The organism is Vibrio sp. 1CM7H (assembly GCF_023161645.1).
GTDB lineage: Bacteria > Pseudomonadota > Gammaproteobacteria > Enterobacterales > Vibrionaceae > Vibrio > Vibrio diabolicus.
The window spans coordinates 641,341-664,720 of record NZ_JALNTV010000002.1 but is presented as its reverse complement, the minus strand read 5'-3'; the positions used below and the strand labels follow the sequence as shown (position 1 = coordinate 664,720).

Here is a 23,380-nt window from a genome sequence, read left to right as displayed (position 1 = left end):
GAGGCAGGAAACTCCCGGAGGTGAAATCAAAGTAAAAGCAGATTTTAAACCCTCGGGAGACTCCAATCTCTCGAGGGTTTTTTAGTTTTATTAATTCAAAAATTACTTAGATATCAAAATCTTGCACAGGGAAAAAGCAATGCAAACACAACGCTTAAGAATCGCAATTCAGAAAAAAGGTCGCCTTAGCAAAGAGAGCCAAGCTCTGCTAAAACAGTGCGGCGTAAAATTTAATGTAATGGGTGAGCGTTTAGTGGTTCACTCGGAGAACATGCCAATTGATTTGCTTTTGGTTCGTGACGATGACATCCCTGGCTTGATCATGGATGGCGTGGTTGACCTTGGTTTCATCGGAGAAAACGAACTAGAAGAAGTTCGTCTTGATCGCAAAGCTTTGGGTGAGCCATGTGAGTTTGTTCAACTTCGTCGACTGGATTTTGGCGGTTGTCGCTTGTCTATCGCTATCGACAAGGATGAAGAGTACAACGGTCCACAAGACTTAGCTGGTAAGCGTATTGCCACAACTTACCCTCAACTCCTAAAAGCTTACATGGATGAAGCAGGCGTTCCATTCTCCACATGTATGCTAACTGGCTCTGTAGAAGTTGCACCTCGCGCAGGTCTAGCTGACGCTATTGCTGATTTGGTATCGACTGGCGCAACGTTAGAAGCGAATGGCTTAAAAGAAGCGGAAGTGATCTTTAAATCTAAAGCGACGCTGATTCAACGTATCGGTGAGTTTGATGCAGACAAAACAGCACTGATTGAAAAACTACTGACTCGCATGCAAGGCGTACAACAAGCGAAAGAGTCTAAGTACATCATGCTTCACGCACCAGCTGAAAAGCTCGATCAAATCAAAGCACTACTTCCTGGTGCTGAGGATCCTACGGTTCTTCCTCTTTCTGCAGATAAGCAGAAAATGGCTGTTCACTTAGTGAGTTCTGAAAACCTGTTCTGGGAAACCATGGAACAGCTAAAAGAGTTAGGCGCTAGCTCAATCCTAGTGCTACCAATTGAAAAAATGATGGAGTAAACATCATGAGAACAGTCGTTTGGCAATCTTTAAGTGAAGAGCAGCAAGATTCGATCTTAGAACGTCCTGCTATTGCAGAAGGTGCAAATATCACTGCAGCAGTGTCTGAGGTTATCGCTAAAGTTCGAAATGAAGGCGACTCTGCTCTCAACGAGCTGACAGAAAAGTTTGATCGCGTTAAACCTGAGTCCATTCGTGTTTCTTCTCAGGAAATTAAAGCCGCTTCAGAGCGCTTGTCTGAATCAATGAAAAACGCATTAGAGCAAGCTTATGCCAATATTTCTAAATTCCACAAAGCGCAAAAGCCACAGCCAATTAAAGTCGAAACTCAACCGGGTGTGCTTTGTGAACAGGTAACACGTCCAATTCAAAAAGTGGGTTTGTACATTCCTGGTGGTAGCGCGCCATTGCCATCGACGGTTTTGATGCTTGGCGTGCCTGCGAAAATTGCTGGCTGTCGTAAAGTTGTGCTTTGCTCTCCGCCTCCAATCGCTGACGAGATCCTTTACGTAGCAAAATTGTGTGGCATTGATGAAGTGTACAACGTCGGTGGTGGTCAAGCTGTTGCTGCAATGGCATATGGTACAGAGACCGTATCAAAAGTTGATAAGATTTTTGGCCCGGGTAACGCTTACGTGACGGAAGCAAAGCGTCAGGTGAGCAATGATTTCCGTGGCGCAGCGATTGATATGCCAGCGGGTCCTTCGGAAGTTCTTGTGATTGCGGATGAAACAGCGGACCCAGATTTTATTGCGGCGGACCTTCTAAGTCAGGCAGAGCATGGACCTGACTCTCAAGTTGTACTTGTGACTCCATCAGCCATTATTGCAGATCAGGTGACAGATGCCGTTCGTCGTCAATTGAAAGAGTTGTCTCGTTCAGAGATTGCAGAAAAAGCGCTCGCATCGAGTTTAATCATTATTGCTGAATCGATCACCCAAGCGATCTCTATTTCTAATTATTATGGTCCTGAGCACTTAATTGTTCAGACTAAGAACCCACGCGAGCTTCTGCCTCTATTAGACAACGCAGGTTCGATCTTCCTTGGGGATTGGTCGCCTGAATCTGCAGGTGATTACGCATCGGGCACTAACCACGTTCTTCCTACTTACGGTTACACACGGACATATTCAAGCTTAGGTTTGGCTGATTTTTCTAAACGAATGACGGTTCAAGAGCTTTCAGCTGACGGTCTTAAAAATCTTGCGCCAACGGTTGTCACCATGGCTGAAGCAGAAGGTCTGGACGCCCACAAACGTGCTGTTACTATCCGTGTAGAAAAATTAGCAAGTAAGTAAGAATAAGAGAGTAAAGAGATGGAAAAGCTAGCGCGTAAACAAGTCCAACAACTAACACCTTATCTTTCGGCTCGCCGAATTGGTGGAACAGGTGACGTATGGCTGAACGCCAACGAATCGCCATTCAACAATGAATACAAAACAGACTTTGCTCGTCTTAATCGTTACAGCGAATGCCAGCCGAAAGAACTGATTTCTGCTTACGCCGCGTATGCTGGAGTGAAGCCAGAACAAACGCTGACTTCTCGCGGTGCAGATGAAGGTATTGAGTTATTGATTCGTGCTTTCTGTGAACCGGGTGAAGACGCGATTTTATACTGCCCACCGACTTACGGTATGTACGCCATCAGTGCAGAAACCATCGGTGTAGAGCGCAAAACGGTGCCGCTAACGTCAGATTGGCAACTAGACCTCGCAGGTATCGAAGCGAATCTAGATAACGTGAAACTGGTTTTCGTATGCTCGCCAAACAACCCAACGGGTAACTTAGTTAAGCGTGACGATATTGTCTCTCTGCTTGAGATGACAAAAGACCGCGCAATCGTGGTCATGGACGAAGCGTACATCGATTTTTGTCCAGAAGCGTCAACAGTAGATTTATTGGCAGAATATCCAAATCTAGCGATTCTGCGTACTCTGTCGAAAGCTTTCGCGCTTGCTGGTCTTCGTTGTGGATTTACGCTAGCAAACGAAGAACTGATTAACGTCCTTCTTAAAGTGATCGCACCATATCCAGTACCGGTTCCAGTTGCTGAAATTGCTACTCAAGCGCTCTCTGAAGCAGGCCTAGCGCGAGCGAAGTTCCAAGTTCTCGATTTGAACGCGAACCGAGCTTACTTACAAGTTGGTTTGTCGATGATTCCGGGTCTGGAGGTTTTTGAAGGGTGGGGTAACTACTTATTGGTGAAATTCCCAGATGGCGATGCTCTTTTCAAAGCCGCTTGGGATACGGGCATTATCCTGCGTAACTCGCCAATTGAGAACTGCGTGCGTATCAGTGTTGGTAACCGCGACGAGTGTGAAAAGACACTGGGTTTCATTAGAAACTACTATTCATAAATAGAATTCTCAACGTTCTCGGTTTATGCCGAGAACGAAACAAGATTAGTAATAAGGAAGTTCGAGTGAGCAAGCAACAAAAAATCCTATTTATCGACCGAGATGGCACGCTGATTGTTGAGCCACCGATTGATTTCCAAGTTGACCGCTTGGATAAGTTAAAACTAGAGCCATTTGTTATCCCAAGCCTGTTGTCGTTGCAGGATGCTGGATACCGTCTAGTGATGGTCACTAACCAAGATGGTTTGGGTACTGACAGCTACCCACAAGCTGATTTTGATGCACCGCACAACATGATGATGGAGATCTTCGAGTCTCAAGGTGTGAAGTTCGATGACGTGTTGATTTGTCCTCACTTTGAAGAAGATAACTGCTCTTGCCGTAAGCCTAAGCTAGGCATGGTGAAAGAGTACCTTCAAGGTGGCAAAGTTGATTTCCAAAACTCTGTCGTGATTGGCGATCGTCAAACCGATCTTCAACTTGCAGAAAACATGGCAATTCGTGGTATTCAATACAACCCAGAAACCATGGGTTGGAAACAGATCCTGAAAGATCTGACGGTGAAAGCTCGTGTTGCTGAAGTTATTCGTACCACGAAAGAAACGGACATCAAAGTTGCGGTTAATCTTGATGAGCAAGGCGGTAACGATATCTCAACGGGTCTTGGCTTCTTTGACCACATGCTGGATCAAATTGCGACGCACGGTGGATTCCAAATGGTGTGCAAAGTGGAAGGTGACCTGCACATTGATGATCACCACACAGTAGAAGATACCGCTCTTGCGTTAGGTCAAGCGTTGAAAGAAGCACTGGGTGACAAACGTGGTATTGGTCGCTTTGGTTTCAGCCTGCCAATGGATGAGTGCTTGGCACAATGTGCACTGGACCTATCTGGTCGTCCTTACCTTAAGTTCGATGCGCAGTTTAGCCGTGAGCAAGTGGGTGATCTTTCAACAGAGATGGTGGTTCACTTCTTCCGCTCTTTGACTGACACATTAGCATGTACGTTGCACCTTTCTTCTGCGGGCAACAATGATCACCACATTATTGAGAGCCTATTTAAAGCGTTTGGTCGCACTCTGCGCCAAGCAATCAAAGTAGAAGGCACTGAGCTACCAAGTAGTAAAGGCGTACTTTAAGGCTAACCTTAGCAAGGAGAAAAACAGTGACAGAACAGAAAGTTGTCATTATCGATACTGGCTGTGCCAACGTCTCTTCGGTGAAGTTTGCTATTGAACGCCTAGGTTATGACGTAACGATTTCAAAAGAACCACAAGTTGTATTGGCGGCTGACAAGCTATTTCTACCGGGCGTGGGAACCGCCAGTGAAGCGATGAAGAACCTAGAAGAGCGTGACCTTATCAGCTTGGTAAAACAGGTAGAAAAGCCACTGCTAGGTATCTGTTTAGGCATGCAATTGCTTGGCAAAGTGTCTCAAGAAAAAGGCCAGAAAGCAGACGAGTTAGTTGAGTGTCTTGGACTTTGTGATGGCGAAGTGAAGCTGCTTCAAACCGGCGATTTGCCACTGCCGCACATGGGGTGGAATACCGTTTCTGCAAAAGCAGGCAATCCGTTATTCAAAGGTATTGAAGAGGGCGAGTACTTCTATTTTGTGCACAGCTTTGCGATGCCAGTTGGAGACTACACCATTGCCGAATGTGATTACGGAAATCCATTCACTGCTGCGGTTCAAAGCGGTAACTATTATGGTGTGCAATTCCACCCAGAGCGTTCTTCAAAAGCGGGCGCGAAGCTTATTCAAAACTTCTTAGAATTATAAAAGGGATTTAGTGTGATTATTCCAGCTCTTGATTTAATTGAAGGACAGGTGGTTCGCCTTTATCAAGGTGATTACGGCCAAGTAACCGAGTACAAAGTCGACCCAGCAGAGCAGTTCAATTTGTACCACCAAGCAGGTGCTAACTGGCTACACTTAGTGGATTTAACTGGCGCGAAAGACACGACAGCACGTCAACTTGATTTGATTGCAAAGCTACTCGCAAGCACGCCAGCGAACATCCAAATCGGTGGTGGTGTGCGTACAGAGCAAGACGTGATTGATCTGTTAGAAGCCGGTGCTCAGCGTGTTGTCGTTGGCTCTACAGCAGTAAAACAGCCAGAGCTTGTGAAAGGTTGGATGGAAAAGTATGGCGCGGAGAAAATCGTTCTCGCTCTAGATATCAACATCGACCAAGACGGCACGCGTAAAGTGGCAATATCTGGTTGGCAAGAAGACTCAGGTGTGACTATCGAAGCTTTGATCAACGATTATCTGACGGTAGGTCTACAGCATGTGCTTTGCACGGACATTTCTCGTGATGGTACGCTAGAAGGCTCAAACGTTGAGCTTTACGTCGACTTATGTAAACAGTACCCACAAGTGCAGTTTCAATCTTCAGGCGGCATTGGCTCATTAGCGGATATCGAAGCACTAAAAGGCAGCGGTGTTGCTGGTGTGATTGTTGGTCGCGCATTGTTAGATGGTAAGTTCACAGCAGAGGAGGCGTTTGCATGCTGGCAAAGCGAATAATTCCATGTCTTGATGTTCGTGATGGACAAGTGGTGAAGGGCGTCCAGTTCCGCAACCACGAAATCATTGGTGACATCGTTCCTCTGGCGCAGCGTTATGCGGAAGAAGGCGCTGACGAGCTTGTGTTCTACGATATTACCGCTTCAAGTGATGGGCGTGTCGTTGATAAAAGTTGGGTCGCTCGCGTTGCAGAAGTGATTGATATTCCGTTCTGTGTGGCTGGTGGCATTAAATCAGCAGAGGACGCGGCGCGCATTCTTGAGTTTGGTGCAGATAAGGTATCTATTAACTCTCCTGCCTTGGCGAACCCTCAGCTGATTACTGACCTTGCTGATAAGTTTGGTGTGCAATGTATCGTCGTTGGTATCGATTCATACTACGACAAAGAGACGGGCAAGTATCAGGTTTACCAGTTTACTGGTGATGAAGAACGCACCAAAGCGACCCAATGGGAAACGCGTGATTGGGTGCAAGAAGTACAAAAACGCGGCGCTGGTGAAATCGTACTGAACATGATGAACCAAGACGGTGTGCGTAACGGCTATGATATTGAACAACTCAATATGGTGCGTGAAGTGTGTAACGTACCATTGATTGCATCGGGTGGTGCAGGTGCTATGGAGCACTTTGCGGAAGCATACCAAAAAGCCAATGTGGATGGCGCGCTTGCCGCGTCGGTATTCCACAAACAAGTCATCAACATTGGTGAATTAAAGCAGTATTTGAAACAACAAGGCATTGAGGTACGACTATGAGTGTGAAAGCCGCCGAAGTAAGTTCGCTAGCTGAGCGAATCAACTGGGAAAAGGTGGATGGTCTGGTACCTGCCATCGTACAAGATTTCCAATCAAGCCAAGTGCTGATGATGGGTTACATGAACCAAGATGCGTTGGCAAAAACGGGCGAAACAGGTCAAGTGACGTTTTTCTCTCGTACCAAGCAGCGTCTTTGGACCAAAGGTGAGACCTCTGGCAACGTATTGCAATTGGTGAACATGCAGCTCGATTGCGACAACGATACGCTACTGGTGAAAGTGAATCCCATTGGTCCTACGTGTCACTTGGGTAACACAACTTGCTGGGATGTGGACCCTCAAGAGGAGTCACAAATGGTGTGGCTTCATCAACTTGAGCAGCTATTGGCTGCCCGCAAGAGTGCCGACCCAGATTCCTCTTATACTGCCAGTCTTTATGCCCGTGGCACCAAGCGTATTTCGCAAAAAGTTGGCGAAGAAGGCGTTGAAGTCGCGCTTGCGGCGACGTCGGGCGATAAGGCGGAGTTAGTGTGTGAATCAGCAGACTTGATTTACCACTTAATGGTATTGCTTCAAGACCAAGGCTTATCGATGAATGACGTAGTGAACAAGTTGAAAGAACGTCATAAATAAGCCTGTCATAGATAAATGAAAGCCTCTATTCCCGTGAGTCTAGGGGCTTTTTTTTAATGTAATATTGTTGATTCGGTGGGGAAATCTGAAAGCAGAGCCTACGGTGATTATATTCTGAATCACGCTTGTTCTTCGCTGTTCAGAATGACGATATATTTTCTAACGGTATTTGAAGTCGCGTTATCTATTTCAAACGAAAGTACATATTCACGTTATTCCGACGAGCTTAGGTGAGGTCAGGAATCTCATTAAAGCGAACTCAATAAGCTAGGCGTGGATGCCTTTACCCACAACACTTCTTAAACTTCTTACCGCTTCCGCAGATACACGGGTCGTTACGGCCGACCTTGAGACTGCTTACTGTTTGGTTCAAACGTGGATCCTGTTCTGGTTCTTCTTCTGGCTCTTCTTCAGGAAATGTGCCGTCAATGTAGTACCAAAGCCCATTTTCTTTTACGAAGCGAGAACGTTCTGTCATACAGTAGCGTTTGCCGTCTTCATCAAAATAAGCGCTAAACTCGACAAAGCCTTCATTGTCATTACTGCCAGCTTCTGTTTTTAATACTTCAAGTTTGCACCAATCGCTGTCGATAGATTGGGCAATGCCTTCTCGTTGTTCTTCTGCATTACAGCTTGGGTGGTACGTGTTCACCACGTAATCTACTAGACCTAGCACATGCGCACTGTAACGAGAGCGCATTAACTGCTCCGGAGTGGTAACGTCAGCATGGTTATTGTGGGCAATTTCACAACACTGTTGGTAGGTGCGGTTAGAGCCGCAAGGACAAGAAGAAGCCATAAAATGAAATCTCGATTAATTAAGCGGTAAAAACAAACAACCTCACATAAGTTAGGCATGGGGCATTATAGCGATTTAGGGCGTTTGAGACAGCAGTTCTTGAGCCCACTCAGTAGATTGATTAAAAGCGTCTGCTAATTGAGGCTCGGTTAAATTAAGAACGGTGCAATACCGCTCAGCTAATTCCCAGTCTGCTTGTTCGTAGGCGATCGTCATTGAAAGTAAGTGGCCAAGTACGCCTTTTCGACTGGTTAATGCGAGTTTTATATCTTCGTCAACGGGGATATCTTCAATGACATCCGAGAGCGGTTGATCGAGCAAAGATCCGAGTAGAGAAAACATTCCTGTCAAAAAAGCCTGCCCGGGGTCATACCTAGTGTTCATTTGACTAAGTAACAGTTCACACATTCTTGCACGCTGAATCGCTAAAGAGTAAAGAGAGTCAGGTTTATCCTCTTGAACGGATGCAATTGCAACTAAGGAAATAAAGCGTCGTAGTCGCTCTTCACCCAGATAAATAAGTGCCTGTCTGAACGATTTGATCTTAGTCGTTAATGTATATCCTGAATTTACGTAAGTAAGCAACTTGTATGACAGCGTCACATCAATCGAAAACAGACGTTCAACCTCATTGAAGTCGATGGGCTTATCTGCAATCTCTTTACACAGCTGTATGACGGTAAGAAACGCGGGGTTCAACCGTTTTTTCTGGATCATCTCAGGCTTGCTGAAAAAATATCCTTGAAAATAGTTAAAGCCGGCTTCTAAAGCTTGCTCAAATTCTTCATAGGTCTCAACTTTTTCAGCAAGAAAGTCGATTTTAAATGGGCTTAATGCCTGAATAAAAATAGCGGCTTTCTTGATCGGTACGAGTCGAATGTCAAACTTGATCATGGAAACGTATGGAAGAAAACGTTTCCAAGCCTTCGTCGGCACAAAATCATCTAAAGCAATTTTGTATCCGCACTCATGAAGGTGCTTGATGGCTTCTAGCAGCTCTTCTGTCGGTTCACAATCTTCAAGGACTTCAATGACGAGAGACTCTTTGGGAAACAGAGTTGGGACTAGATTCACCAAGCTTTGATGCGGAAAGTTAACAAAGCCAAGTTTGTTCCCTAATGTGTTGTAATGCGTCGACAAAAAATGATCGGATAGCAGTCGACTAGTAGCCAGCTCTGGTTCTACTTCAGGGAAGGTATTTTTAGGACCGTCTCGAAAGAGAAGTTCGTAACCTATGGTTCGTTTTTCTCTATCCAGAATCGGTTGGCGAGCTACGTAAGAATACTTCAATTAGGTACTTCGTTCTGTTTAACTTAGTATTATGATAATAGCGATTTTTTACAAAATATCTACGACTTGAGCGTGAATCTTCTACACGCTCTACATGCTTAACGCAAATTCTGTATGAATGGTCTCGTTTGTAGGTCAAAGCCATCAGAATTTACTTGTAAAACTGAGCCTTGCGTATACCAATCCCCTAAAACTATCCGGGTCTTTTTAACGCCATCGACGTCAAAAAAATGTGTATTCGGGCGATGAGTGTGACCATGAATCATTAAGTTGACGCAATTCTGAGACATCACTTTCTCGACTTCATTTTGATTGACGTCCATGATGTCTAAAGGCTTGCTCATTTTATCATCACGAATATCGGATTGAACTTTTGAGACAATTTTCTTCTTAATAAACCAAGGAATGTGATTAAACAGCCATTGCAACCAAGGTTGATGAACAGTCTTACGGAATTTTTGATAATCAATGTCGTCAGTACACAGGGTGTCACCGTGGAGAATAACTGCTTTAGTACCATAAAGGTCTATGAGGCTAACTTCATCTAATAATGTAATGCCTGTCTCTTTACAGAAGCGTTTTCCCAATAGGAAGTCGCGATTGCCCTGAATGAAATAAACAGGAACGCCAGTCTTTGTTAGTTGCTGGAACTCTGTACGGATTTGATTGGCAAAAGGAGTTTTGTCATCGTCTCCAACCCAAAACTCGAACAGATCGCCTAATACATAAAGTGCATCGGCTTTCGTTGCTTCTGTTCGCATGAACGTCACAAAACATTCCGTAATATCCGGACGCGATGGGGTGAGGTGAAGATCGGAAATAAATAATGTTGTCATAGAAATAAGGGGAAGCGATGCCTCCCCATTAACTTATCTCTTAGAAATAATTCTTACGAATTATTCTTCAATTGTTGTACCAGTGATTACTACGTCCTCTAGAGGTACGTCTTGGTGCATGCCGTAAGAACCAGTGCTAACGCCTTTGATCTTATTTACGATGTCCATGCCTTCTACAACTTCACCGAATACACAGTAACCCCAACCATCTAGGCTTTCGCTACGGAAATCTAGGAATGTGTTGTTGTTTACGTTGATAAAGAACTGAGAGCTTGCTGAATGCGGTTCCATAGTACGTGCCATAGCAAGTGTACCCACTTTGTTGCTTAGGCCGTTGTTTGCTTCGTTCTTGATAGGTGCACGTGATGCTTTTTCACGTAGACCAGGTTCCATGCCACCACCTTGGATCATGAAACCGTCAATAACACGGTGGAAAAGAGTGTTGTCGTAAAAGCCATCGCGGCAGTACTGAAGGAAGTTTGCGCTAGTCTCTGGCGCTTTCTCTTCGTTTAGTTGAATCTTGATGTCACCAAAATTAGTGTGAAGGGTGATCATGCTACTTTCCTTTACTGTGTTGTGTTGAGCCCGAGATTCTAGCCTAAGTTCTAGTGCATTAAAAACTCAGGAAGAGGAAATTCTTCGTTTTGTGCTTGAAGTTTAGTCGATTATCGTTTTATCGGTTAATTGCTATTACCTAACCAGGTCGGAGTTGATATACTCGACCTTCTTTTATTCATTCACAATCATAGATAGAGATCATGTTAAAGATATATAACACACTCACAAGACAGAAAGAGGAATTCAAACCAATTACAGCTGGCAAAGTCGGCATGTATGTCTGTGGAGTTACCATCTACGATCTCTGTCACATCGGTCACGGTCGCACTTTTGTCTCCTTTGACGTGGTATCACGTTACCTTCGTTACCTAGGTTACGATCTAACGTTTGTACGCAACATCACAGACATCGATGATAAGATCATTAAACGTGCGGCTGAAAATGGCGAGTCTTGTGACTCATTGACCGAGCGCTTGATCGGTGAAATGCACGCAGACTTCGACGCATTAAACATGAAGCGCCCAGATATTGAGCCTCGTGCAACCCAGTTTATTCCAGAAATCATCGAACTTGTTCAAAAACTGATTGAACGTGGCTTTGCTTACGTTGCGGATAATGGCGATGTAATGTTTGAGGTTCGCAAGTTTGACGAATACGGCAAACTGTCTAAACAAGATTTGGATCAGCTGCAAGCGGGCGCGCGCGTTGATGTCGAAACAGCCAAACGCAGCCCACTAGACTTCGTTCTTTGGAAGATGTCTAAACCAGGTGAACCTACGTGGGAATCACCATGGGGCCCTGGTCGTCCAGGCTGGCACATTGAATGTTCTGCTATGAACTCTTCAATCCTAGGTGATCACTTTGACATTCACGGTGGCGGCTCTGATCTTCAGTTCCCACACCACGAAAACGAAATCGCGCAATCATGCTGTGCACACGACACTAAGTACGTAAATACTTGGATGCACAGTGGCATGGTGATGGTAGATCGCGAGAAGATGTCTAAGTCTCTAGGCAACTTCTTTACTATCCGTGACGTACTTGGTCACTACGATGCAGAAACGGTTCGTTACTTCCTTATGTCTGGTCACTACCGTAGCCAGTTAAACTACAGCGAAGAGAACCTAAACCAAGCACGCGCTTCGCTTGAGCGTCTATACACTTCTCTACGTGGTTTGGATCTAAATGCTGCTCCTGCTGGTGGTGAAGAGTACGTATCTCGCTTTACAGCAGCGATGAACGATGACTTCAATACGCCAGAAGCGTACTCAGTTCTGTTCGACATGGCGCGCGAAGTTAACCGTCTGAAAACAGAAAACCTAGAGAAAGCGAGCGAGCTAGGTGCGCTAATGCGTGAACTAGCAGATGTGATCGGTATTCTTCACCAAGATCCAGAAGCCTTCCTAAAAGGTGATGCAGGTAACGATGATGAAGTGGCTGAAATCGAAGCTCTTATCAAGCTGCGTAACGACTCTCGCGCTGCGAAAGATTGGGCGAATGCAGATATGGCTCGTGACAAACTGACCGAAATGGGCATTGTTCTGGAAGATGGTCCAGAAGGCACAACGTGGCGTCGTAAGTAATTGAATTTTCAATTTTAAAGGGCTGATAATTCAGCCCTTTTATTTTCCATTTCCATAAATTAAAACTTTAACTTTAGGTAATGCTCTGTGGCTCAGATGTATTTCTATTACTCAGCAATGAATGCGGGTAAATCAACAACGCTTCTTCAATCCTCTTTCAACTATCAAGAACGCGGCATGACGCCAGTTATTTTTACGGCTGCACTAGATGATCGCTTTGGTGTTGGTAAAGTGAGCTCTCGTATTGGTCTTCAATCTGATGCACATTTGTTTCGTCAGGATACCAATTTATATCAAGAGATCGCAGCTCTGAATGAGGTTGAGAAACGTCACTGTATTCTTGTTGATGAGTGTCAGTTCTTGTCGAAAGAGCAGGTTTACCAACTTACTGAAGTTGTTGATAAACTGCATATTCCAGTATTGTGTTACGGCCTTCGCACCGATTTTCTAGGCGAACTTTTTGAAGGCAGTAAGTACCTGTTATCTTGGGCAGACAAGTTGGTTGAGCTCAAAACGATCTGCCACTGCGGTCGCAAAGCGAATATGGTTATTCGTACCGATGAACATGGCGTGGCAATTAAAGAGGGCGATCAAGTTGCGATCGGCGGTAACGATAAGTATGTCTCCGTATGCCGCCAACATTACAAAGAAGCACTCGGTAAATAATCCGTGTTCATACAGAAAAGCCACCGTAATCGGTGGCTTTTTGTTGTCTGCTAGAAAGGGCTTAGACTAAGTCAAAACCAAATCTCTCTAGTAAAACCTGATAAGATGATTCTACCTGCGGAGGGATGCTTTGCTCGGTTTGAAATCCTTTCTCTGGATAGCTTTTTACGCGAGAGAAATCTTCCATTAGTGCCTCTAGTACCATCATTAATGGCATGTCTTCATTAATATATTCAAAAAACGGATGAGCCGTAGAGCTTACCTGGAGCTGGGAGTAGGGTGACTGCCACTGTTTTTCAAATGTCGCTATGGCTCTGCGTTCCATAAATGGTTTTTGCACCAGAATAAACGATGAGCAATTTTTTCCTTCTTCTTTCAATCGTTGCTCAGTAAAGCGAACGTTTTCTCCACTATTGGTGGATTCAGCTTCGAGCAAAATTGCTTCACTGGGCACGCCTGACATCTTGGCAATTTCGGCAAAAGTTTCCGCTTCGCTTTTTTCAAACAGTCCATCGGTAAAACGACCTTCTCCCCCTGAAAATACAATCAAAGGCGCTAACTTTTGGTGGTACAGATTTGCTGCATGCTCTGCTACACGCACATCGTTACTGCACATCACAAACAAACAGTCTGCGGGTTTCAGCTCATGTTTGAGTTGCATGTAATCCCAAAGTGTTTCTATGTGTCGATAGAGTTTCATAGCGCGTCCAAAGTTGAGTTGAAATGAAATTGATAGCCAAGTGAGAGTAGTTTGTCTGCGAGAATGCGCTTATCTGTTTGTTCTGTGACTGGTGGAAGAGGTATCTCACTTTCGCTCTTATTTATAGCGGCTTGGTAGAACTCCGCCTTGCTGACGGTATGCGGTGTGGTCACGTTAATGACTTGGTTACTTAAATTATCTAAAGCAAATTTGACCGCCGATACCGCATCGTCTTGATGAAGCATATTAGCAGGCGCTTTACGACTGACTTGTTTTAGTCTCATTGCAAAGCGAGAAGGGTGCCTGTCTGGCCCCATTAGCCCGCTACAACGCATAATGACGAAGCTAATATTAGAGTCGATAACATGCTGCTCGGCTTGCAGCATAATACGTGCATTGTCAGAGAAATAAGGGCTGTCGGCTGCTAAAGAGAGTGACGCATCTGCTTCTTCCATATCAGAAGCTAGGTTGGGATACACCGTTGTAGAGCTAATCATAACGAGCTTTTCAACGTTGTTTTGCTTTGCTGCGTTTGCGAGCATTTGCCATTGTTGGGCGTATTCTTGTCCGCGTCCTTTACGAAAACCAGGGGGAAAAGCACCGACAACGTGAGTAATTTGATGTTGCTTAAGCAACTCATCTAGCCGTTTCGCCGCGTTAAGTTGATTAAAATCGAATAATGCGGAGTGAGTTAATGAAGCGGGTAACTCGTTTAACCGAGCTTGGTTACGACGAGTAACGACAACGTGGTGTCCGTCTTTCATCAAAGTTTCTGCTAGCGGAGTTCCGAGCCAGCCTGCACCTACGATCAATGTATTTGCCATTTGGGTCTTCCTACTTACTTATTTATGTCTGCTCGAATAGATTGAGCAGCTCTGCTTTGGCTTGTTGATGGAGGGGATCTGAATGCCATTTCTGATGTTGAATAAGGTCAACATTGACTTGCCAAGCCAGCTTTGTGAAATCATCCCCAACTCTTTTCAGTGTGTTCGGTGAATACGCGACTAAATGCTCCGGAAGAAAGCACCAACCAAACCCTTTATTCGCTAATTCCAACAAAATATAGTAGTTATCAGCGTACCAGATATCCGGGCTGAATGCTTGATTGAGACCACATGGCTCTGCGTTTTTGGAGCGTATGACCAGTTGACGATGTTGTTTGAGTTGATCAATGTGAGTGACGCGTTGCTGTGCTAGAGCGTGTGTTGAAGAGACATAGACATCGAACGCAATGTTACCAAGATTAGTGAAATCGATATGTCTCGGCATTTGTAAGTCACTCAAAATAATCCCAGTAGTGGCGCGCTCCGATTTGACCAATTCAATGATATCCGGACTTGAAGCTGTTAAGCATTCAACTTGCAAATGTGGAAAGCGTTGCTCTAAATTTTTTAGCACGTCGGGCAAGCGAGTCAGAGGAATCCCTTCATCAATGGCTAAAACCAATTTATTCGTTGGTGTTGAAAAAAGCTGTGATGCTCTGTTGTTCAATCGGTCTAGTTGGCTGATTGCCGCTTGTGCATAAGGTATGAGCGCGAGGCCACTCTCGGTTAATTTCGGATATCGACCAGAGCGATCAAATAGATCAACACCACAGTCGACCTCCATATTTATGATGTGTTGGCTGACTACGGATTGAGCTCGCCCCAGTTTTCTTGCCGCGCTTGAAAACGATCCGGTTTCTGATGTAGCAATGAAAGCTTGCAGTTGTTCGATGGTAAACATATCGCTTTTACCGATGGTATCTAACTTTTTGTTATCTGAATAATAGATAAAATTCTAAGCATTGAGTAGAACTATTTGGACAGAGAAATATGACTCGTAACGAACGAATTTTTCATGCAGTACTTTTTGAGTTAATCGCACTCGCGATCATTGTGCCAGCGGCTTCATTGATCACCGGAAAGGGATCGAGTGATCTCGCGTTGGTTGGGATTGGGTTGAGCATGTATACCGTTGTGTGGAATTACATCTACAACTTGTACTTTGATAAGTGGTTTGGCAGCAATCGAACTGAACGAAGTTTAGCGATGCGTTTTGGGCATACAATTGGATTCGAGGGAGGATTGATCTTTATCTCTATACCCGTCATTGCTTGGTTCTTAGAAATTACGCTTCTCCAAGCTCTGGTGTTGGAAGCTGGCTTCCTAGTGTTCTTCCTATTTTATGCCACATGCTTTAATTGGTTGTACGACAAGGTTCAGCCATTTAGCAAAATGAAAAAACGATTAGCACCGCAGGTTTCGGCAGGAACAAAATGCAGGGACCAATAAAAAACGCCACCGAATTCGGTGGCGTTTTTGTTCAAATTACACAGAAAGGACTCTTAAAATCTTATCCGCATGCTCTGCGACTTCAATACCTTCATCTGTTAAATAACCACCATCAGGCTGTGTACAAAGTTGCTTCTCGTATAGACGAGCAACGGCTGCCTGCATTTCTTCTGACGCGTCTGTATGAACTTTAATACCAGTTGCAGCACTACTTAGGTCGAACTGAAGAAGTAGGTTCAATTCGGCGATATGTTCAGCTGAATATTTCATAAATGATTCCTTTACGCTTTTTTTACCAAGCTAGTCTGAAAAGAAGAGTTGAGCAACATTAAACGATAAGAAGTGTTAAGTATGGCGCTATCAGGCTGATATAACGCAGGATCTTTGTTCGAAAGGCAGAATACTTGTTAAGTATCAATGATAGTTACGATTGCGAATGATAGTTGACCTTTATCGGTTGATCTCTCGATAACAACATTTTTAGTAAACATGTCAAATAGCGCTTGAAAAAGTAGGGAAATGGAGCGATTATCCGCGCCTCTTTAATTGTTTCTAAATGTTACACCACAATGAACTTCAATCAGTTTGACTCACTATTACCGCCTCAGGCTGCGGAACGCGCGGCTGAAGTGGGGGTAGGTAAAGCAACTAAAGCACCGATCAAATCTTTTTTATTGGCAATTTCTGCCGGACTTCATATTGGTATTGCGTTCATCTTTTACACCACGGTGACAACAGGTGCAGGCGACCTTCCATGGGGTATTACCAGGCTAATCGGTGGCCTAGCCTTCAGCCTTGGATTGATTCTTGTTGTCGTTACAGGTGGTGAGCTTTTCACTAGCTCAGTATTAACATTGGTAGCGCGAGCGAGTGGAAAGATCTCGTGGCAAGCGCTAATCAAAAACTGGTTTGTGGTTTATTTCGGCAACATGGTTGGTGCTCTTTTGTTGGTAGCATGCATGTTGGTCACCAAGCAGTATATGTTTGATCACGGCCAAGTTGGCCTCAACGCGATGGCGATCTCTCAACACAAATTGCACCATGGTTTCTTTGCTGCTGTTGCGCTTGGCATCATGTGTAACGTGCTGGTGTGTATTGCTGTTTGGATGACGTTTAGTGGACGTACATTAACTGACAAAATAGCGGTCATGATTCTGCCAGTAGCTATGTTCGTGTCGGCAGGTTTCGAGCACTGTATTGCGAACATGTTCCAAGTACCCATGGCGATTGGAATCAAATATTTTGCACCGGAAGCATTTTGGCAAATGACAGGGGCGGATATTGCAAACTATGCGGACTTAAACATGATGGGGTTCATCGTAAATAACCTTATCCCTGTAACGATAGGGAACATCATTGGTGGCGGTGTATTCGTTGGTATGTGGTATTGGATGATTTATCTACGTGATGAAGACAAGCATTTACGATAAATCTAAAAGAATAAAAGAAAGGCGAGCCAAATGGTTCGCCTTTCTTTTATTCGTGTCGATAAGTTTCACACAAATCGAGTGAGTTAAATCAGCTCTTCATTGATGCCAAAATCGGTTGGGAGCCAATGAGAAGTCACTTCCTTTGGTTCTTGAACGAGCCAGTCCAGAGGTGCATCGGATAGGAGTTCATCGTAATTTTCTTTGATCATTAAGACATCCATGTACGTCTCTCCAAGTTTGTGGTCACTATCTTTACTCTAAAATTAGAATATGTCAGGCAAGTGATCAAAGCATGACGATTAGATTGATCACTTATGTTGCTATGTTTCTGGTTGCGTATGGGTTTAGGGTGTTTATCCACATTTTCTGTGGATAACCTGTCTCAAAGGCCGTGCGTATCTAAACTTGCAAAGAAAATTTCATAAAATTAGAGGCTTATACTCGAGATAATTCTGTCTGACTTTTCTCCAGAAAGCGTCTTGATGAATGTTTAAAGAATGGATGAGTTATTCAGTTAAAAGTGCGTTTGACTTGATAATACAAGCCCTTCCACTGGCTTTGTTCACACGCTTAAACTATCTATGAGTTTTGGTAGGTTCTGGTTGTTGGATTTTTATTTTGATCCGGCCTTCTTTCGTTTGTACCCAGCTCAGTGTCATCTCCAGCGTAATAGCGACGGAGGTACTCAACATGACGAAAATAGCCAGCATAATCACCAACTGATATTTAATTGCAACCATCGGGCTTGCGCCACCTAGAATTTGACCAGTCATCATGCCTGGCAAGGTAACCAGCCCTGTAGTGGCCATAGAGGCTAAAGTTGGAGCAAGTGACTTTCTAAGGGCCTCTTGAATGAAGGGGAATGATGCATAACGAGGAGAGGCACCAAGTGAGATAGCAGCCTCGTATTCTGATTGTCTCTGTTCAAAAGCCGTAAATAAATTCTGCAGTGCGATGATGTTACTACTTAAGCTGTTACCCAATAGCATGCCCGCAAGTGGGATCATGTACTGGGCGTTGTAAATAGGGGATGGCTGTACTAGGCCTGCGGTAATCGCTATAAGAAGTGGAATTAGGCCACAGGTTAAGCCTGTAAGAAGAGGAAGCATAAGTGGCTTTTTAGGCAGGCGAGCTTTTCCTGCAATTGAGCTTGCACCAATCAGTAACATGATGGCAAGCCAAAGTATATTGACAAGTAAGCTGTTTAATTGAAAAAGATATTCTAAATACACGCCAATCAATATGAGCTGAAGTGTCATACGAATAACACTGATTATCGTGTCTTTCGCAATGCCTAATTTGTAGCGGGCATTAATAAAGAAGGGAACCAACAAAATCAGACCAAACAATGCCAGTTTGGCCCAACTTATATCCACCACGCTATCCATAATCGCTCCTCGAAAATCCGCGAATAATTGTAACTAAGCCCCTCCTTTATATGAACATCAATGTGCATTTTTTGATGTTCTCAACGTAAACCTTTAGCGCTATTCTCGTCATTATTTTGCATCATTTTATTTACAATTGATTATCTTTTGACGGGTTTTTAAGCCAATTTATGACCCGTTAATTACTATCCAAATGTAACTTATGTTTGTTAAATGTTGTTGTTTTAACAATTGGTTAAAAGACTTATTTTGTCACATCTGTTCATGTTTTTTAATAAATAACATCAATCAATCACATCTCTGGATGAGCTCAAAAAAGTGTTGAATTACAAGGCCAGAGAGCTCTTATTTGATTGAACCTTACTATTAGTATGGTCTAACATTTTCCATTAGAGATTGTAAAAAACTTAAGCTTGGTTACGCGGGCTTTTCAATAACACTAGATACAAAATAGGCAAATGTATGAGTGATGTTAATAAAATTGAGAGTGGTGAAAAACGCTCCCTGGAGTGGAAGTCGTTCCTCTTCATTGCAGTTGTTCTCTTCCCAATTCTGAGTGTGGCTTTTGTCGGCGGTTACGGGTTCATCGTTTGGATGTTGCAAGTGTTCTTCTTTGGACCTCCAGGCGCGCACGGCATGTAAGCCTGTGAGCTCATAACCACACTTTTGAAAAGATTTTAAGAGAGCAAATAATGAAATCATTAATCATTAAACTGTGGCGTACCATGACGCGCCCAGCTGTACATATCAGCCTAGGTGTGCTGACTATGGGCGGCTTCATTGCTGGTGTTATCTTTTGGGGTGGCTTTAACACCGCTCTAGAAGCAACCAACACAGAAGAATTCTGTATTAGTTGTCACACAATGCGTGACAACGTGTACGTTGAGCTGCAAGAAACGGTTCACTGGAAAAACCATTCAGGTGTTCGTGCTACTTGCCCTGACTGTCACGTTCCTCATAACTGGACAGACAAAATTGCTCGTAAAATGCAGGCATCTAAAGAGGTATTTGCGCAGGTATTTGGCAACTACGATGAACCGGGTGTGTTCGAAGAGCGTCGTATCGAACTTGCGAAACACGAATGGGATCGTTTCTCGGCAAACAAATCTTTAGAGTGTAAGAACTGTCACAACTATGAATCGATGGATTTCGAGCAAATGTCTCCAACCGCTCGTATCCAAATGAAGCAAGCAGCAGAGAAAGATCAAAGCTGTGTTGACTGTCATAAAGGTATCGCGCATAACCTGCCAGCAGGTATGGACAGCATCGGCGGTATCGTGGGTGACCTAGAAGGTATGACTTCAAATACAGATTACTCTGTAGGTCAGCAACTAGTGAGTGTTCGTCACCTACCTATTTACTTTGATGCACAAGGCACTAAAGAAGCCGGTCTTCTTAACCCAGCATCGACCGTTAAAGTTCTTGAAGACAAAGGCGAGTTTGTTGAAATCGAAATCGATGGCTGGCGTAAAGCGAAAGGCTTTGGTCGTGTAATTCAAGAAGACTTCGGTAAGAACATTGCGACTGCGTCTCTGATGAAAGAAGCAGCGACAGACAGCAACATTGTGACGACTGGTGAGAAAAAAGTGGATGAGCTAACGGGTCTTCCATGGGAAAAAGTGGCGGCGAAAGTATGGCTTAAGAAAGAGTCTATGCTGAACGACATCAATCCTGTTTGGGAAAAATCTCGTGAAGCGTACAAGACCAACTGTTCTGTATGTCACACACAACCTGCGGAAGCGCACTTCGACGCGAACACCTGGCCAGGTATGTTCGACGGTATGTTGGCGTTCGTTAACCTAGATACAGACAGTGAAGCCCTGATCTTGAAGTATCTACAGAAACACTCTTCAGATTATGCTGAAGGTCACCACTAATAAGCGTCGGATTGGAGTAATTTAAATGGCTATTACACGAAGAAGTTTTCTTAAAGGTGTAGCAACCACAAGTGCAGCGTCAGTTATTGGTCCTAGCTTATTGGCATCAGCCTCTGCCAATGCTGTTGAGACGACAGGTACTTGGAAAGTAACAGGTTCTCACTGGGGCGCGTTCCGCGCCCACATCTACGCGGGTAAAGTTCAAGAGATCAAACCGCTAGAGCTAGACAAAAACCCAACTGAAATGCTAAACGGCATCAAGGGCATTATTTACAGCCCTTCACGTGTGCGTTACCCAATGGTTCGTCTAGATTGGTTGAAGAAACACAAATACAGCGCCGATACTCGCGGTAACAACCGTTTCATCCGCGTGACTTGGGATGAAGCGCTAGATTTGTTCTACCGCGAACTAGAACGTATTCAAAAAGACTACGGTCCATGGGCGCTACACGCAGGTCAAACAGGTTGGAACCAAACAGGTTCATTCAACAACTGTACCGCGCACATGCAACGTGCAGTGGGTATGCACGGCAACTTCATCACGAAAGTAGGTGACTACTCGACGGGTGCAGGTCAAACCATCATGCCTTACGTACTTGGTTCAACCGAAGTTTACGCACAAGGTACGTCTTGGTCTGAAATCCTAGAGAACTCTGACAACATCGTTCTTTGGGCTAACGACCCAGTGAAAAACCTTCAAGTAGGTTGGAACTGTGAAACGCATGAGTCGTTCAAGTACCTAGCACAACTAAAAGAAAAAGTAGCGAAAGGTGAGATCAACGTTCTATCTGTAGATCCAGTGAAGAACAAGACTCAGCGCTACTTAGAGAACGATCACTTGTACATTAACCCGCTGACAGACGTAGCGTTCATGCTTGCTGTGGCGCACGTGCTGTACAACGAAGACTTGTACGATAAGAAGTTCATTGATACTTACTGTCTAGGCTTTGAAGAGTTTATTCAATACGTTCAAGGTAAGACAAAAGACAAAGTAGAGAAAACACCAGAGTGGGCTGCGGTTATCTGTGGCGTGAAAGCGGACAAGATTCGCGAGTTCGCACGTATGCTAGTCAGTGGCCGTACACAGATCCTGATGGGTTGGTGTATTCAGCGTCAAGAGCACGGTGAGCAACCATACTGGGCGGCGGCTGTGGTTGCTGCAATGGTTGGTCAAATCGGTCTACCTGGCGGTGGCATCTCTTACGGTCACCACTACTCAAGTATCGGTGTGCCTTCTACTGGTTTCGCGGGCCCTGGTGGTTTCCCTCGTAACCTTGACCAAGGTATGAAGCCGAAGTGGGACAACAACGACTTTAACGGTTACAGCCGTACTATCCCAGTTGCACGTTGGATCGACTGTCTGCTTGAGCCAGGCAAAGAGATCAACTACAACGGCGGTAAAGTGAAACTGCCAGACTTCAAGATGATGGTGATCTCGGGTTGTAATCCATGGCACCACCATCAAGATCGTAACCGCATGAAGAAAGCGTTCCGCAAACTTCAAACGGTTGTAACGATCGAGTTTGCTTGGACTGCAACATGTCGTTTCTCGGATATCGTTCTACCTGCGTGTACGCAATGGGAACGTAACGACATCGACGTATACGGTTCATACTCGAACAAAGGTCTGATTGCAATGCATCGTCTCGTCGATCCATTGTTCCAATCTAAGCCTGACTTCCAAATCATGAGTGAACTAACTCAACGTTTTGGTCGCCGCGAAGAATACACTCGTGGTATGAGCGAGATGGAATGGATCGAAAGCCTTTACAACGATTGTAAGAAAGCGAACGAAGGTAAGTTTGAAATGCCAGAATTCAACGAGTTCTGGGAGAAGAGCGTACTAGACTTCGGTGAAGGTAAACCTTGGGTTCGTCATGCGGATTTCCGTAAAGACCCTGAGCTTAACCCACTAGGTACGCCATCTGGTTTCATCGAGATCACGTCTCGTAAGATCGGCCGTTACGGCTACGAACACTGTCAAGAACACCCAATGTGGTTCGAAAAATCAGAGCGTTCACACGGTGGCCCTGGTTCAGATAAATACCCATTCTGGTTGCAGTCTTGTCACCCAGACAAGCGTCTGCACTCTCAAATGTGTGAATCTGAAGAGTTCCGTGCAACTTACGCGGTGCAAGGTCGTGAGCCTGTTTACATCAACCCAGCGGATGCGAAAGCGAAAGGCATCAAAGACGGTGACTTAGTGCGCGTATTCAACGGTCGTGGTCAGCTATTAGCTGGTGCTGTTCTTACTGACAGCTACCCACGTGGCGTTATTCGTATCGAAGAAGGTGCATGGTACGGTCCTCTAAACGAGAAAGAGGGCGCAATCTGTACTTACGGTGACCCTAACACGCTAACGCAAGACATTGGCTCTTCTGAACTTGCGCAGGCGACTTCTGCGAACACATGTATCGTAGACTTCGAGAAGTTCACCGGCAAAGTACCGCCAGTGACTTCATTCGGTGGTCCAATCGAAGTTGCTTAATTAATGCAATTCACATCAATCGAAATACCAGCCTTCGGGCTGGTATTTTTTTAACCAAAATTTCAGTGAGCGTTATCTCAATAATAAATTTGTGATGCTAAACGACAGTAGGATTCGTGACGTCGATAACGAATTGGGTGGGACAAGCAGGGGATAATGAACCAAGCTAAACAATAATAATT

Annotated in this window: 25 protein-coding genes and 1 other annotated feature (1 of these 26 cut by a window edge); of the genes, 15 read left to right on the top strand and 10 right to left on the bottom strand. The window is 44.6% G+C overall.

Annotation, left to right across the window (positions count from 1 at the left end; all coding sequences use genetic code 11):
• Positions 1-86 (top strand) — a sequence feature (His leader region) (it extends 52 nt beyond the left edge of the window).
• Between the two features lie 53 nt (positions 87-139).
• From hisG to hisIE, 8 genes are all read left to right on the top strand, one after another.
• A complete protein-coding gene (gene hisG / locus MSG33_RS11275) occupies positions 140-1,036 on the top strand; it encodes an ATP phosphoribosyltransferase (RefSeq protein ID WP_005390869.1) in 897 nt (298 codons plus the stop codon).
• A 5-nt stretch (positions 1,037-1,041) separates the two neighbouring features.
• Complete coding sequence (gene hisD / locus MSG33_RS11270; RefSeq protein WP_005390871.1) at positions 1,042-2,334, top strand: histidinol dehydrogenase; 1,293 nt, start codon at positions 1,042-1,044, stop codon at positions 2,332-2,334.
• Between the two features lie 18 nt (positions 2,335-2,352).
• Positions 2,353-3,393: a histidinol-phosphate transaminase gene (gene hisC / locus MSG33_RS11265; protein WP_053807212.1), complete on the top strand. Its 1,041-nt coding sequence runs from the start codon at positions 2,353-2,355 to the stop codon at positions 3,391-3,393.
• A 65-nt stretch (positions 3,394-3,458) separates the two neighbouring features.
• Entirely contained in the window at positions 3,459-4,532 is a 1,074-nt protein-coding gene (hisB, locus tag MSG33_RS11260; RefSeq protein WP_005390875.1) for a bifunctional histidinol-phosphatase/imidazoleglycerol-phosphate dehydratase HisB, read from the top strand.
• 26 nt (positions 4,533-4,558) lie between these two features.
• Positions 4,559-5,173 carry an imidazole glycerol phosphate synthase subunit HisH gene (hisH, locus tag MSG33_RS11255; protein WP_248381082.1) on the top strand — a complete coding sequence of 205 codons (615 nt, stop codon included), beginning with the start codon at positions 4,559-4,561 and terminating at the stop codon, positions 5,171-5,173.
• A 12-nt stretch (positions 5,174-5,185) separates the two neighbouring features.
• On the top strand, positions 5,186-5,923 hold the full coding sequence (gene hisA / locus MSG33_RS11250; RefSeq protein WP_005390889.1) for a 1-(5-phosphoribosyl)-5-[(5-phosphoribosylamino)methylideneamino]imidazole-4-carboxamide isomerase: 738 nt from the start codon (positions 5,186-5,188) through the stop codon (positions 5,921-5,923).
• Positions 5,905-6,678, top strand: a complete 774-nt coding sequence (gene hisF / locus MSG33_RS11245) for an imidazole glycerol phosphate synthase subunit HisF (protein ID WP_004749837.1) — start codon at positions 5,905-5,907, stop codon at positions 6,676-6,678. The genes hisA and hisF overlap by 19 nt, the downstream gene beginning before the upstream one ends.
• Positions 6,675-7,310: a bifunctional phosphoribosyl-AMP cyclohydrolase/phosphoribosyl-ATP diphosphatase HisIE gene (gene hisIE, locus MSG33_RS11240; RefSeq protein WP_005533681.1), complete on the top strand. Its 636-nt coding sequence runs from the start codon at positions 6,675-6,677 to the stop codon at positions 7,308-7,310. The genes hisF and hisIE overlap by 4 nt, the downstream gene beginning before the upstream one ends.
• Positions 7,311-7,593: 283 nt before the next feature.
• Here hisIE and MSG33_RS11235 read toward each other — a convergent pair whose 3' ends face one another.
• From MSG33_RS11235 to MSG33_RS11220, 4 genes are all read right to left on the bottom strand, one after another.
• A complete protein-coding gene (locus MSG33_RS11235; RefSeq protein WP_237283772.1) occupies positions 7,594-8,109 on the bottom strand; it encodes a YchJ family protein in 516 nt (171 codons plus the stop codon).
• A gap of 75 nt (positions 8,110-8,184) precedes the next feature.
• Entirely contained in the window at positions 8,185-9,399 is a 1,215-nt protein-coding gene (locus MSG33_RS11230) for an EAL domain-containing protein (RefSeq protein WP_248381079.1), read from the bottom strand.
• 98 nt (positions 9,400-9,497) lie between these two features.
• On the bottom strand, positions 9,498-10,235 hold the full coding sequence (gene lpxH / locus MSG33_RS11225) for a UDP-2,3-diacylglucosamine diphosphatase (protein ID WP_006743038.1): 738 nt from the start codon (positions 10,233-10,235) through the stop codon (positions 9,498-9,500).
• A gap of 60 nt (positions 10,236-10,295) precedes the next feature.
• Positions 10,296-10,790, bottom strand: a complete 495-nt coding sequence (locus MSG33_RS11220) for a peptidylprolyl isomerase (RefSeq protein ID WP_005390900.1) — start codon at positions 10,788-10,790, stop codon at positions 10,296-10,298.
• A 203-nt stretch (positions 10,791-10,993) separates the two neighbouring features.
• On the opposite strand from MSG33_RS11220, the gene cysS reads away from it, so the two are divergent.
• Both cysS and MSG33_RS11210 read left to right on the top strand, forming a co-directional pair.
• Positions 10,994-12,376, top strand: coding sequence for a cysteine--tRNA ligase (gene cysS / locus MSG33_RS11215; protein WP_005390902.1), 1,383 nt, complete (start codon positions 10,994-10,996; stop codon positions 12,374-12,376).
• An 87-nt stretch (positions 12,377-12,463) separates the two neighbouring features.
• Entirely contained in the window at positions 12,464-13,042 is a 579-nt protein-coding gene (locus tag MSG33_RS11210) for a thymidine kinase (protein WP_005378154.1), read from the top strand.
• A gap of 61 nt (positions 13,043-13,103) precedes the next feature.
• On the opposite strand, the gene MSG33_RS11205 is transcribed toward MSG33_RS11210, so the two are convergent.
• Genes MSG33_RS11205 through MSG33_RS11195 form a run of 3 tightly spaced genes read right to left on the bottom strand, consistent with a single transcriptional unit; the run spans position 13,104 to position 15,467 of the window.
• Positions 13,104-13,742, bottom strand: coding sequence for a YdcF family protein (locus tag MSG33_RS11205; RefSeq protein WP_248381076.1), 639 nt, complete (start codon positions 13,740-13,742; stop codon positions 13,104-13,106).
• Positions 13,739-14,566: an NAD-dependent epimerase/dehydratase family protein gene (locus MSG33_RS11200; protein WP_109168487.1), complete on the bottom strand. Its 828-nt coding sequence runs from the start codon at positions 14,564-14,566 to the stop codon at positions 13,739-13,741. The genes MSG33_RS11205 and MSG33_RS11200 overlap by 4 nt, the downstream gene beginning before the upstream one ends.
• A 22-nt stretch (positions 14,567-14,588) precedes the next feature.
• A complete protein-coding gene (locus MSG33_RS11195; RefSeq protein WP_248381073.1) occupies positions 14,589-15,467 on the bottom strand; it encodes a LysR family transcriptional regulator in 879 nt (292 codons plus the stop codon).
• 89 nt (positions 15,468-15,556) lie between these two features.
• On the opposite strand from MSG33_RS11195, the gene MSG33_RS11190 reads away from it, so the two are divergent.
• Complete coding sequence (locus tag MSG33_RS11190) at positions 15,557-16,015, top strand: PACE efflux transporter (RefSeq protein WP_170891306.1); 459 nt, start codon at positions 15,557-15,559, stop codon at positions 16,013-16,015.
• A 36-nt stretch (positions 16,016-16,051) separates the two neighbouring features.
• Here MSG33_RS11190 and MSG33_RS11185 read toward each other — a convergent pair whose 3' ends face one another.
• Complete coding sequence (locus MSG33_RS11185; RefSeq protein ID WP_005378148.1) at positions 16,052-16,285, bottom strand: TIGR02647 family protein; 234 nt, start codon at positions 16,283-16,285, stop codon at positions 16,052-16,054.
• 299 nt (positions 16,286-16,584) lie between these two features.
• On the opposite strand from MSG33_RS11185, the gene focA reads away from it, so the two are divergent.
• A complete protein-coding gene (focA, locus tag MSG33_RS11180; protein ID WP_005393324.1) occupies positions 16,585-17,445 on the top strand; it encodes a formate transporter FocA in 861 nt (286 codons plus the stop codon).
• Between the two features lie 83 nt (positions 17,446-17,528).
• Here the strand turns inward: focA and MSG33_RS11175 are convergent, their stop codons facing one another.
• On the bottom strand, positions 17,529-17,666 hold the full coding sequence (locus tag MSG33_RS11175; protein WP_005378145.1) for a hypothetical protein: 138 nt from the start codon (positions 17,664-17,666) through the stop codon (positions 17,529-17,531).
• Positions 17,667-18,020: 354 nt separating this feature from the next.
• Positions 18,021-18,833, bottom strand: a complete 813-nt coding sequence (locus MSG33_RS11170) for an ABC transporter permease (RefSeq protein WP_048626226.1) — start codon at positions 18,831-18,833, stop codon at positions 18,021-18,023.
• A 462-nt stretch (positions 18,834-19,295) separates the two neighbouring features.
• Between MSG33_RS11170 and torE the strand changes: the two genes are divergently transcribed.
• From torE to torA, 3 genes are read left to right on the top strand one after another with little or no spacing between them, the layout of a single operon-like run.
• Positions 19,296-19,475 (top strand): trimethylamine N-oxide reductase system protein TorE, encoded by a 180-nt coding sequence (gene torE, locus MSG33_RS11165; protein ID WP_005378141.1) that lies wholly within the window; start codon positions 19,296-19,298, stop codon positions 19,473-19,475.
• A gap of 50 nt (positions 19,476-19,525) precedes the next feature.
• Complete coding sequence (torC, locus tag MSG33_RS11160; RefSeq protein ID WP_031780338.1) at positions 19,526-20,710, top strand: pentaheme c-type cytochrome TorC; 1,185 nt, start codon at positions 19,526-19,528, stop codon at positions 20,708-20,710.
• Between the two features lie 25 nt (positions 20,711-20,735).
• Positions 20,736-23,198, top strand: a complete 2,463-nt coding sequence (gene torA / locus MSG33_RS11155; RefSeq protein ID WP_248381070.1) for a trimethylamine-N-oxide reductase TorA — start codon at positions 20,736-20,738, stop codon at positions 23,196-23,198.
• The last annotated feature ends 182 nt before the right edge of the window (positions 23,199-23,380 follow it).